At 75.7% G+C, this 9,050-nt stretch carries 11 protein-coding genes; 6 read left to right on the plus strand and 5 right to left on the minus strand.

Annotated elements, in window-relative coordinates; all coding sequences use genetic code 11:
• Positions 1 to 204: 204 nt before the first annotated feature.
• From ACFV4N_RS26315 to ACFV4N_RS26330, 4 genes are all read right to left on the minus strand, one after another.
• On the minus strand, positions 205 to 591 hold the full coding sequence (locus tag ACFV4N_RS26315) for a hypothetical protein (RefSeq protein ID WP_499675273.1): 387 nt from the start codon (positions 589 to 591) through the stop codon (positions 205 to 207).
• A 330-nt stretch (positions 592 to 921) separates the two neighbouring features.
• Positions 922 to 1,545 (minus strand): helix-turn-helix transcriptional regulator, encoded by a 624-nt coding sequence (locus tag ACFV4N_RS26320; RefSeq protein ID WP_499675274.1) that lies wholly within the window; start codon positions 1,543 to 1,545, stop codon positions 922 to 924.
• 99 nt (positions 1,546 to 1,644) lie between these two features.
• Positions 1,645 to 2,322 carry a response regulator gene (locus ACFV4N_RS26325; protein ID WP_499675275.1) on the minus strand — a complete coding sequence of 226 codons (678 nt, stop codon included), beginning with the start codon at positions 2,320 to 2,322 and terminating at the stop codon, positions 1,645 to 1,647.
• 1 nt (position 2,323) lies between these two features.
• Positions 2,324 to 2,995: a sensor histidine kinase gene (locus ACFV4N_RS26330; protein WP_499675276.1), complete on the minus strand. Its 672-nt coding sequence runs from the start codon at positions 2,993 to 2,995 to the stop codon at positions 2,324 to 2,326.
• A 193-nt stretch (positions 2,996 to 3,188) separates the two neighbouring features.
• On the opposite strand from ACFV4N_RS26330, the gene ACFV4N_RS26335 reads away from it, so the two are divergent.
• Positions 3,189 to 4,193 (plus strand): radical SAM protein, encoded by a 1,005-nt coding sequence (locus tag ACFV4N_RS26335; RefSeq protein WP_499675277.1) that lies wholly within the window; start codon positions 3,189 to 3,191, stop codon positions 4,191 to 4,193.
• Between the two features lie 22 nt (positions 4,194 to 4,215).
• On the opposite strand, the gene ACFV4N_RS26340 is transcribed toward ACFV4N_RS26335, so the two are convergent.
• Positions 4,216 to 5,202 carry a PHP domain-containing protein gene (locus ACFV4N_RS26340; protein ID WP_499675278.1) on the minus strand — a complete coding sequence of 329 codons (987 nt, stop codon included), beginning with the start codon at positions 5,200 to 5,202 and terminating at the stop codon, positions 4,216 to 4,218.
• A gap of 122 nt (positions 5,203 to 5,324) precedes the next feature.
• On the opposite strand from ACFV4N_RS26340, the gene ACFV4N_RS26345 reads away from it, so the two are divergent.
• The 5 genes from ACFV4N_RS26345 (at position 5,325) to ACFV4N_RS26365 (ending at position 8,976) form a co-directional block, all read left to right on the plus strand.
• Complete coding sequence (locus ACFV4N_RS26345; RefSeq protein WP_499675279.1) at positions 5,325 to 5,972, plus strand: TetR/AcrR family transcriptional regulator; 648 nt, start codon at positions 5,325 to 5,327, stop codon at positions 5,970 to 5,972.
• Positions 5,973 to 6,120: 148 nt separating this feature from the next.
• On the plus strand, positions 6,121 to 6,570 hold the full coding sequence (locus ACFV4N_RS26350) for a hypothetical protein (protein ID WP_499675280.1): 450 nt from the start codon (positions 6,121 to 6,123) through the stop codon (positions 6,568 to 6,570).
• A gap of 153 nt (positions 6,571 to 6,723) precedes the next feature.
• Entirely contained in the window at positions 6,724 to 7,632 is a 909-nt protein-coding gene (locus ACFV4N_RS26355) for a DUF1996 domain-containing protein (RefSeq protein ID WP_499675281.1), read from the plus strand.
• Between the two features lie 91 nt (positions 7,633 to 7,723).
• Positions 7,724 to 8,275, plus strand: a complete 552-nt coding sequence (locus tag ACFV4N_RS26360; protein ID WP_499675282.1) for a sigma-70 family RNA polymerase sigma factor — start codon at positions 7,724 to 7,726, stop codon at positions 8,273 to 8,275.
• Positions 8,272 to 8,976 carry an anti-sigma factor family protein gene (locus ACFV4N_RS26365; protein WP_499675283.1) on the plus strand — a complete coding sequence of 235 codons (705 nt, stop codon included), beginning with the start codon at positions 8,272 to 8,274 and terminating at the stop codon, positions 8,974 to 8,976. The genes ACFV4N_RS26360 and ACFV4N_RS26365 overlap by 4 nt, the downstream gene beginning before the upstream one ends.
• Positions 8,977 to 9,050: the final 74 nt, after the last annotated feature.

Consider the following 9,050-nt stretch of genomic DNA (forward strand, 5'->3'; position numbering starts at 1 on the left):
GAGGCGGGTGGGGCGCGGTGTGGCGCGCGGGCTGGTCCGGGGGCGCAGGGTCGGGCGCGGCAGGGTCGGGCGCGGCAGGGTCGGGCGCGGCAGGGTCGGGTGCGGCAGGGTCGGGTGCGCAGGTCGGGCGCGAGCAGGGCCGGGTGCCCCAGCCGCGGGAACGGCGTGCAGGTCAGCTCGCCGGCGTGGGCGGGGTCGGGTGCGTCAGCCGCAGGCGGCGGTCAGGGGTGCCGAGGTCTTCCCGGCGGACGTGTTCACCGTCCGGTAGCTGTTCGCGGCCGTGCCGACGCACGTGTAGGTGATGGCGCCGGAGCCGGCCGCCACCACGTGCCACTCGCCGGTGCCAGGCTCCAGGCGCTGGATGACGCCGCTGTCGTCCACGACGTGGATCGGCGTCGGCTCGCCCGGCACCGGGGTGCCGCCGCGGCACAGCGTGACCGCCTGGCCGTGCAGGGCGGCGCCCGAGTCGGTCAGGTTCGCCTTCGCGTTGCAGGTCACCGCCTGCGCCGAGGTCTGCGTGACCGCGGCGAGGCCGGCCGCGACGGCCACGGTGGCCGCGGTGAGGAGGACGTGGCGAACACGGCTCGGCATGGCGGAGCTCCTTTGCCCGGCGCGGAAACCCCGGGAAGGCTAACCACGGCGGGGCCCCCGCCGCACCGGCCGTTGGAGTGGTGTCCCGATCACCGGGCCCGCGCGTCCGGCGCACCGCCCCCTGCCCGCACGGGCAGCCGGAGCTGCCCCGATGTCCGCCGCGCCGCCGCCGGCGGGAACGCCCGGGAGTCGGTGCGCGGGAGACGGTGCGCGGGAGACGGCCGCCGCGCTGCGCCGGGTTCGCGGTGCCGGAGGTCGAGGTCGACCGGGTGCGCTGGTCCTCGCGCCCGGGACCCGACCGCCCTCGGGTCCCGGGCGGACCCCGCGGTCCTAGATCAGGCCCTCGCGCAGCGCGAAGGCCACCGCGTGCGCCCGGTTGCGCAGCTGGAAGCGGTTGGTGACGTCGTGCAGGATGCTCTTGACCGTGCGCTGCGAGTAGCACAGCTTCTCGGCGATCTCGCGGGTCTCGAAGCCGTCCGCGATCAGCCTCAGCACCTCGGTCTCCCGCTCGGACATGCCCGCCATCGTCCACCCGTGGGGGTTGAGCACGTCGCGCTGCAACCGCGACACCCGGTCCAGCAGCCTGCCGAGCAGGTCCGGCGGCAGCGCGCCCTGGCCCGCCGCGGTGGCCCTCACCAGCCGCACCAGCGCGTCCGGCGTGGCCTCGGCGCGGCGGATCACCGCGGACACGCCGCTGCCGACCACGTTCAGCAGCTCCGGGTCCGCGATGTCGCCCGCCACCAGCACGATGCCCGCGCCGCCCGGCGCCTGGAGCCGGCGCAGCAGCCGCTGTGCCTCGGCGTCCCACCGCTCCAGCAGCACCAGCGCCACCGGCGCCCGCTCGTGCGGCTCCACGAACCTGATCTCCGGCCGCGACCGCAGGGCCGCGGTGACACCCGCCCTGGTGATCGAGTCCGTCGCGTGCAGGACGACCGCGATCTGCTCACCGTTCATGCCGTGCTCCCGCCATCCGCCCGGACGGGCCGCGCTCCCCGCCCCGAGGTGCTGCCCGAACCGCCCACCGCCATCGTCGCGGCACGACGCGCACGGGCACTACGGACCAGGTGTCCCGATGTGTCCCGGTCCGTCGCCCAGCCCGGCCCGCCTGGCCCGGGACACCGCCTGGGCGCGGTCGGCGACGTGGAGCTTGCGCAGGATGTGCGACACGTGGTTGCGCACGGTCTTGGGGCTGAGCACCAACCGCCGGGCGATCGCGGCGTTGCCCCGGCCGTCGGCCATGAGCCGCAGCACCTCCCGCTCCCGCCCGGTCAGCTCCGGGAACGCCTCCACCGGCCCGGGCGGCTCGCCGGCGAAGCAGGCCAGCAGTCGCGCGGCGACGGCCGGGCCGAAGATCGCCTCGCCCTCGCCGACGGCCCGCACCGCCCGCACGACCTGCTGCGGCCGGGCCGCCTTGAGCAGGTAGCCCAGCGCTCCCGCGCGCATCGCGGCGAACACCGACTCGTCGTCGTCGAACATGGTCAGCACCAGCACCCGCACGCCGGGGACGTGCGCCACGATCCGCCTCGTCGCCTCGACCCCGCCCAGGTCGGGCATGTTCAGGTCCATCACCACCACGTCCGGGTGCAGCGCGGCGGCCATCGACACCGCCATCGCACCGCCGGTGGCCTCGCCGACCACCTCCAGGCCCGGCGCGGCGGCCAGCGCCGCCGACAGCCCGTAGCGGAACAGCGGGTGGTCGTCCACCACGAGGGCCCGCAGCGCGGGCGCCATGTCACACCCCTCGGGGTACGGGCAGGTCGGCGGCGACCCGCGTGCCGCCCGCGGCGTGCTCCACCACCCACGTGCCGCCCACCTCGCGGGCCCGCTCGCGCATCGAGGCGAGCCCCACGCCGTGCCCGCCACCGCTCTGCCCGCCGCTCCCCTCGTGCCCGTCATCCCCGGAAGGCCACGGCGCGTCGCCGTCGTCCACGACCTCCACCCGCAACCGGTCGTCGAACACCAGCCGCACCGCGCAGTGCCGCGCGCCCGCGTGCCGCACCACGTTGGTGAGCGCCTCGCACACGATCCGGTACGCCGCCACCTGCACCGCCACCGGCAGCTCCGGCAGGCCGGCGCACTCGACGTCCACCCGCACCGGGTGCCGCCCGGCCAGCGACGCCACGTGCTCCCGCACCGCGCCCGCGAGCCCCAGCCGCGCCAGCACCTCCGGGCACGCGCCCGCGGCCAGCCGCCGCACCTCGCCCACCGCGGCGTGCACCTCGTCCTCCAACCGGGCCAGCAGCCGCCCGGCGGACGCCGGGTCCCGCCGCGCCAGGTGCCTGGCGGCCCTCAGGCCCAGCGCGACGGCCGCCAGGGAGGGGCCCAACCCGTCGTGCAGGTCGCGCAGCAACCTGCGCCGAGCGGCGTCGGCCGCGTCGGCGGGAACCGTGAACTCGCGGCGCATGTCCCCTCCCCCCGATGGGTGAGCGCTCGGCGGCTTCGCCTGTTGAAGGAGTCGCTGACCTCTTGAGAGCCGTTTCAACCCGGAGAGAGGTTCCCACTTTCGAGCGAATTGAGCCGAAGCGTCGTGACACGACGACGTATCACGGTCCAACCAGCGTGCTCCATATGGATAGTCGAACGCTCAGGAGGGTGGCATGGGGCGGACGGGCGGTCGGGCGGTGCTCCAGGTGCACCCCACGAGGTTGTGCAACCTGCGCTGTCGGCACTGCTACTCCAGCTCGGGGCCCGACGTGGCCGAGTCGGTGCCGATCGCGGTGCTGTCCGGGGTGGTGCGGGACGCCGCCGAACTCGGTTACGACGTGCTGAACGTGTCGGGCGGTGAACCGTTCCTCTACCCGGAACTCCCCGCCCTGCTGCGGTCGGCGCGGGACGCGGGGATGCGGACGACCGTGACGACGAACGGGGTCGCGTTGAACCAGCGCCGGATCGGCGTCGTGCGCGGGCTGGTCGACCTCGTGGCGGTCTCCCTGGACGGCGACCGGCCGACCCACGACCGCATCCGGGACCAGGAGGGCTGCTTCGACAGGGCGCTGGCCGGCATCCGGCGGCTCACCGAGGCGGGCGTCCCGGTCGGCGTGGTCACCACCCTCACCCAGGGCAACGCCACCCAGCTCGGCGAGGTCGCCGTGGCCGCCGCCCGCTCCGGCGCCCTGCTGCTCCAGGTCCACCCGCTCGAACCCGAGGGCGCGGCCGGCCGCCTCATGCCGGGTGAGCGGCCGGACGCGGTGGAGCTGGCCTACGCCGCGGTGGAGCTGGGCCGGATCGCCGAGGAGCACGGCCTGGCCGTGCAGCTGGACGCCGTGCCGAGGACCGTGCTGGCCCGCAGCCCGCGGGCGTTCATGGCCGCGCCCGTCGAGGAGGGCAGCCCGCTGGGCCACTGGCTCACCCCGCTGGTCGTCGAGGCGAACGGCGCGGCCGTCCCGGTGTCCTACGGCTTCGACCGCCGCTACGGCCTGGGCAACGTCCAGGACCGGCCGCTGGCCGACCTGGCGCGGGCGTGGGACCCGGCGCCGTTCCGGGCGCTGTGCCGGACCACCTGGCAGCGCCTGCTGGACGGGCGGACGGGGCCGCTGATCACCTGGTACGGCCACCTGGTCCGCGCGTCCCGCACCCAGCGACCGGCGACCGCGGGCCGCTGAGGGCCCGGTCGGGGACGGCGGTTCAGCGGGACAGCAGCTCGGCCGCGCCCAGGGTGTTGATCACGCGGTCCGGCGTGACCCCGCACTCCTCGGCCCGCTCGCACCCGTAGGCGACCCAGTCGAGCTGGCCGGGCGCGTGGGCGTCGCTGTCGATGGCGAAGGCGCACCCCATGTCGACGGCCAGCCGCAGCAGCCGCCCCGGCGGGTCCCGGCGCTCCGGCCGCGAGTTGACCTCCACCGCGGTGTCGTTCTCGACGCACGCGGCGAACACCTCCACCGCGTCGAACTCCGACTCCGGCCGCCCCTTGCCGGTGACCAGCCGCCCCGTGCAGTGGCCCAGGACGTCCACGTGCGGGTTGGACACCGCCGCGACCATGCGGGCGGTCATCTCGGGCGCGGGCATGCGCAGCTTCGAGTGCACGCTCGCGACCACGACGTCCAGTTGCGCCAACAGGTCCTCCTGCTGGTCGAGCGACCCGTCGTCGAGGACGTCCACCTCGATCCCGGTCAGCACCAGGAACGGCGCCAGCTCGGCGTTCAGCTCCGCCACCACCTCCAGCTGCCTGCGCAGCCGGTCGGCGGACAGGCCGTTGGCCACGGTCAGCCGGGGTGAGTGGTCGGTCAGCGCCACCCAGGAGTGGCCGAGGTCCCGGGCGGCCTCGGCCAGTTCGCGGATCGGGCTGCCGCCGTCGGACCAGTCCGAGTGCGCGTGGCAGTCGCCCTTCAACGCCGCCCGCAGCTCCTGCCCGCCGACCGGGACCGGCTCGCGGAACCGGCTCAGGTAGGCGGGTTCCCGCCCGGCCAGCGCGTCGACGACCACGCCCGCGGTGGACTTGCCGATGCCGTGCAGGTCGGTCAGCGTGCCCTCCTCGACGCGGCGCTCCAGCTCGCCGCGGGGCAGCGCCCCCACCACGTCGGCGGCCCGCCGGAACGCGCGCACCCGGTACGGGGGTTCGCCCGCGCGCTCCAACCGGAGCGCGACCTGCCGCAATGCCCGGAGTGGGTCCACCCGTCCTGTGTACCCCCACCGGCGGGCCGACGCGCGCCGGCCCGTGCCCGATCTGCTCGACTTGGTCGCGGAGTGCGCGAAGAGCTTGCGGCTGCGGTGCCCCTGAACCCAGGATGTCCGCCATGTCCCCACGTGCCGGCACGGTCGGGTCGCGGCGCAGGCCCAGCAAGGGCGACCTCACCTCCCAGGCGATCCTGGACACCGCCGAGCGGTTGCTGCAGACCCGTTCCCTGGACGACATCGCGGTCGACGAGCTGGCCGCGGGCGCGGGCATCTCGCGGTCGACGTTCTACTTCCACTTCGCGTCCAGGGAAGCGGTGCTGCACGCCCTGTCCGGCGCGGCCCTGGACGCCCTGTACGAGTCGGCGTCGACCTGGCTGCGCCGGGGCAACGAGCCGCCGGAGGCCGCCATCCGGAGGGCGCTGGGCACGAGCCTCGCGCTGTGGCGCAAGCACGGCGCCGTCCTGCGGGCGGCGGTCCGGGCGCGGGACACCGACCCGTTGATGCGCGAGTTCTGGTCGGACGTGGCGCGCCGCTTCGTCGAGGCGACGGCGACCCAGATCGAGCTGGAACGCGCGGCGGGCACGGCGCCGGGGGGCCCGGACGCCCGGGTCCTGGCGGCGGTCCTGGTGTCGATGAACGAGCAGAGCTTCCTGAACCGCTCGCGCTCGCGCCGCTCCACCGCCCGGGACCGGGAGCTGGTCGACGCGCTGGCCTGCGTGTGGCTGCGCTCGGTGTACGGCCTGCCGGCCCACGACGGTCCACAGTAGACACGCCGGGCGCCCGTCGAACCGAACGGCCGGCAGGACCGTGTAGGTGACGTCCACCGTCGAGGGGGGCACCGCGCCGGTGCCGACCGCTCGCCGCACCCGTCACCGCCCGGAGCGCAGGCCCCGGGCCCCGGCTGAACGAGAAGAGATGCGTGACCCGATCCTCGAACGCGCGCTGGGCCTGGTCCGGGCCGAGCGGACCCGGGACCGCAGGCGCCGCGGCGCCGTCGTCGCGGCGGTGGGCTCGGCGCTCGCCGCGGCGGTGCTGGCCGGGGGCGTCCACCTCGGCCGGCAGCACGCGCCGGGGGAGCGGGTCCTGGTGGCCTCCTCGCCGGCCGGCGTCCACCTGACCACCACGGTCACCCCGGCCGGTGGCTGGGTCCGCCTGCGCGCGGAGGTCGACGGCATCCCGCCGGGCCACCGCTGCCGGCTGGTGGTGACCGACACCGGCGGCCACCACCACGTGGCGGGCGGCTGGGTGGCGCCCGGCCGCGACCGCACGACCCTGGCCGGGGCCGCCGCGGTCGCCCCCGCCGACCTGTCCGCCATCAGCATCGTCACCACCGACGACCGAACCCTGATCACCACCACCCCCTGACCCACCGCGTGTCCTCCACCCGGACACCGCGTGTCCTCCACTCGGGCACCGCGTGTCCTCCACCCGGGCACCGCGCGCCCTCCGCCCGCCACCGCGTCTCAGCCGGTGCCGAGCCCGCGCCCCCTCCGGCCCCGGCCGAATAAGCTGTTCCGCGTGAGGTGGTTACCCGCGCTCCTGGTCCTCTCGCTGGCGGCAGGCTGCTCGGAGAGCCGGACGGTGGCGATAGACCAGGTGCCCGTCGCCGTGGACGACGTCACCACCACCGAGGACGCCTCCACCGGCTCCTTCACCCTCGACTGCGGCCGCAACGAGCGGCGCCACCTCAACGCCGACAACGTGGTGATCACCCCGGGCCGCACCCACGGCGCCCACCACACCCACGAGTACGTCGGCAACACCAGCACCGACGCCCACTCCACCGACGGGTCCCTGGCCGCCGCGGGCAGCACCTGCGCCGCGGGCGACCGGTCCACCTACTACTGGCCGGTCCTGCGCCTGACCGACCGCCGGGGCCACGACGAGCACGCGCCGGGCGGGGGAGCGCACGGCAACACCGGCGAGGTCCTGCCACCGGACAGCGTCTCCGTCACCTTCACCGGCAACCCGGTCAGCCGGGTGGTCGCGATGCCCCGCTTCCTGCGGGCGATCACCGGCGACCCCGCCGCCACCACCACCGGCCGCGGCACCGCGCGGTGGAGCTGCACCGGGTTCGAGGACCGGTGGACCGACCGCTACCCCGGGTGCGCGCCGGGCAGCAGGGTCCTGCGCACCTTCGTCTTCCCCAGCTGCTGGGACGGCCGCAACACCGACAGCCCGAGCCACCGCGCGCACGTCGAGTTCCCCGCCGCGAACGGGGTCTGCCGGCAGGGCACCTTCCCGGTGCCCGGGCTGCGCCTGCGGGTCGCCTACGACGTGCCGCCGGGCCGGCCGTTCGCCGTCGACAGCTTCCCCGAGCAGCACCGCGACCCGAGCACCGACCACGCGATGTTCGTCAACGTCATGCCCGACGCCCTGATGGACGAGGTCGTGGCCTGCCTGAACGCCGGCCGCTCCTGCCCGTGACGCCGCCCGGCGAACTCCCCCGCCGCCGCCCTGAACCGAACGCCCCCGGGATCCGTGTGCGTGGGGACGGGTTGACGAGAGGAGTGGGTGGATGGCGGCTTTGTGGTCCCGGAAACGGGAGGCCGCGGCCGACGAGGCGCTGATCCGATCCCTCTACGAGGAGCACGGTCGGGCGTTGCTCGCCTACGCGACGCGGCTGACCGGCGATCGGGCGGCGGCCGAGGACGTCGTCCAGGAAACCCTCGTGCGCGCCTGGCGGCACCCGGACGCCCTGGTCAACGGCAAGGGCTCGGTCCGCGGCTGGCTGCTCACCGTGGCGCGCAACATCGTCACCGACCGGTTCCGGGCGAAGGCGTCCCGCCCCCAGGAGGTGGCCGAGACGCCGGTGGCCCCGCCGGTGGAGCGCGACCACGCCGACGCCGTGGTGGACTCGGTGGTGGTGCTCGAAGCGCTGGACCGGCTGTCGTCCGACCACCGGGACGTGTTGCTGGAGATCTACTTCCGCGGCCGGAGCGTGACCGAGGCGGCGGAGGCCCTGGGGGTGCCACCCGGAACGGTGAAATCGAGGTCGCACTACGCCTTACGCGCGCTGAGAGAGACGTTCGCCGGACAACAGGTCGCGCTGAAGGGGGTGGCCGGATGACCGCGAACCACGATCCACAGCTGCTCGGCGCCTACGTGCTGGGTGTGCTCGACGAGCAGGAGGTGCGTGCCGTGGACGACCACTTGGCGGCCTGCCCGTCGTGCCGCGCCGAGCTGGCCGAGCTGCGGGCGTGGGAGGAGGCCATGGGAGAGGTGCCGCCCGAGGCGCTGCTCGACGGCCCGCCGGACGGGGGCGACCTGCTGCTCCGGCGCGCGCTGCGGCAGGTGCGGTCGGAGCGCGGCCGTCAACTGCGCCGCCGCCGGGTCGGTACGGGCCTGGTCGCGGCGGCGGTGGCCGCGATCGTGCTGGGCGGCGGCTTCGCCGTGGGCCGGGGCACCGCGCCCACCGAGGACGTGCTGCTGCCGACGCCGTCGACGGCGCCCGCGCCGCCGGCGGGCACCAGGCTGGGCACGGCGACCGACCCCGGCACCGGCGCGCGGATGACGGTGCAGGTCAGGCCCGCCGCGGGCTGGGTGCGGGTGAACGCGTCGGTGGCGGGCGTCGCGGCCAACGAGAAGTGCAGGCTGTTCGTGGTCGCCCGGGACGGGAGCAGGCAGGAGGCCGGGAGCTGGCTGGTCTCGCCGGCGGGGGAGAGGGACGGCACGAACCTCGACGGTTCCGCGCTGATCGCGCCGGAGGACGTGGTCGCCGTCGAGGTGCGCACCTTCGACGACGAGCGGATCGTCACCGTGCCCGTCTAGCGGGTCGGGGGGGGGGGGGGCGCCCGCGCCCCCCCCCCCCCCCCCCCCCACCCCACAAACACCAAACACAACAC

This window comes from Actinosynnema sp. NPDC059797 (genome assembly GCF_042732085.1).
GTDB lineage: Bacteria > Actinomycetota > Actinomycetes > Mycobacteriales > Pseudonocardiaceae > Actinosynnema.

Coding starts and splice junctions, on each gene's coding strand:
- ACFV4N_RS26315 (WP_499675273.1), bottom strand. CDS start 591: ATGCCGAGCCGTGTTCGCCACGTCCTCCTCACCGCGGCCACCGTGGCC.
- ACFV4N_RS26320 (WP_499675274.1), bottom strand. CDS start 1,545: ATGAACGGTGAGCAGATCGCGGTCGTCCTGCACGCGACGGACTCGATC.
- ACFV4N_RS26325 (WP_499675275.1), bottom strand. CDS start 2,322: ATGGCGCCCGCGCTGCGGGCCCTCGTGGTGGACGACCACCCGCTGTTC.
- ACFV4N_RS26330 (WP_499675276.1), bottom strand. CDS start 2,995: ATGCGCCGCGAGTTCACGGTTCCCGCCGACGCGGCCGACGCCGCTCGG.
- ACFV4N_RS26335 (WP_499675277.1), top strand. CDS start 3,189: ATGGGGCGGACGGGCGGTCGGGCGGTGCTCCAGGTGCACCCCACGAGG.
- ACFV4N_RS26345 (WP_499675279.1), top strand. CDS start 5,325: ATGTCCCCACGTGCCGGCACGGTCGGGTCGCGGCGCAGGCCCAGCAAG.
- ACFV4N_RS26350 (WP_499675280.1), top strand. CDS start 6,121: ATGCGTGACCCGATCCTCGAACGCGCGCTGGGCCTGGTCCGGGCCGAG.
- ACFV4N_RS26360 (WP_499675282.1), top strand. CDS start 7,724: ATGGCGGCTTTGTGGTCCCGGAAACGGGAGGCCGCGGCCGACGAGGCG.
- ACFV4N_RS26365 (WP_499675283.1), top strand. CDS start 8,272: ATGACCGCGAACCACGATCCACAGCTGCTCGGCGCCTACGTGCTGGGT.